At 53.9% G+C, this 1,244-nt stretch carries 1 protein-coding gene; it reads left to right on the plus strand.

Going from position 1 to position 1,244, the window contains the following annotated elements; genetic code table 11:
- Positions 1 to 293: 293 nt before the first annotated feature.
- Complete coding sequence (locus HX790_RS29395) at positions 294 to 1,211, plus strand: IS110 family transposase (protein ID WP_017139096.1); 918 nt, start codon at positions 294 to 296, stop codon at positions 1,209 to 1,211.
- Positions 1,212 to 1,244: the final 33 nt, after the last annotated feature.

Consider the following 1,244-nt stretch of genomic DNA (forward strand, 5'->3'; position numbering starts at 1 on the left):
AATGTGGGAGCGGGCTTGCTCGCGAAAGCGGTGTGTCATTCAAAGATGCATCAACTGAAAGTCAGCATTCGCGAGCAAGCCCGCTTGTGTCTTGATCTGGGAATAAACTCTGAGGTGAGAGGGGTGGATGGCAAGCTGTGAGTCCGCGGTGCTAGAAGCACGAGTGGGAGCAAAGCTGCCATCCACCTTTCCACTCTGGCCGACAAGCCCGAACAGTTGGACGAGCACCACTCGAATCACAAGCGTGGGCATAGCCAGAGCACTCTCACTCCTGAGTGTAAGAGGGTTTTGCCATGATTTCCTGGGTCGGCATCGATATCTCTAAATTAAACCTTGTTGTCTGGGTTCAACCTCAGAAAGAAGGCTTCGAGATTCCAAACACATCTGAAGGCTTTGTTGAGCTGATCAAACGATTGAGCTGCTATGAGGTTGGCCGGGTATTGCTGGAGGCCACGGGAGGCTACGAGCGCCAGGTCATGGCGGCACTGCAACAGACGAATTTCCAAGTGCTCCGAATCAATCCTCGTCGGGCCAGAGCCTTCGCGGTGGCCATGGGCAAAAATGCCAAGACCGACCCGATTGATGCGGCAGTTCTGGCTGATTTTGCCGAAGTGCTGCATGGGTCTCACGAAAAGGTCATTTCTCCTGAGCGCGAAGCTCTGCGCGAACTGATCCAATTACGTGAGCACTTCGTTCAGCAGCGCGACGACAATAAGCGTCGACTTCAGCAGGCTCAGTTGCCAACCGTTGTCAGCGCTACCAAAGATCATATTCGCTACCTGCAAGCGCAGATCAAAGCCCTGGAAAAACACCTCGTTCAGGGCATGTTTGATTTGGATGCAGAAAAGGCCAGGCGACTCATGTCTGTGAAGGGGATTGGCAAAGTCGCGGCCGCCAGTTTGCTGGTTTACTTGCCGGAGTTGGGCGAGTTGGATCGCAGAGAAGTGGCGGCGTTAGCGGGCATAGCCCCTTACAACGACGACAGCGGAAACCACAATGGAAAACGGCAGATATACGGAGGAAGAACCCGTGTCAGGCATGCGTTATACATGTCGAGTTGGGTTGTTATCCGCTTTCAAGCAGACTTTAAAACGCGCTACGAGGCTCTAAGGGAGCGAGGCAAGAGCGCGAAAGTCGCGCTCATCGCCTGCATGCGGATACTGCTGATCAGACTAAATGCCATGCTGCGAGACGGTACAGAATGGCGCTGACGGACGGTGGGTTAAGACAGTTGCTCCCACATT

Source organism: Pseudomonas sp. IPO3747 (genome assembly GCF_013385245.1).
Classification (GTDB): domain Bacteria; phylum Pseudomonadota; class Gammaproteobacteria; order Pseudomonadales; family Pseudomonadaceae; genus Aquipseudomonas; species Aquipseudomonas edaphica.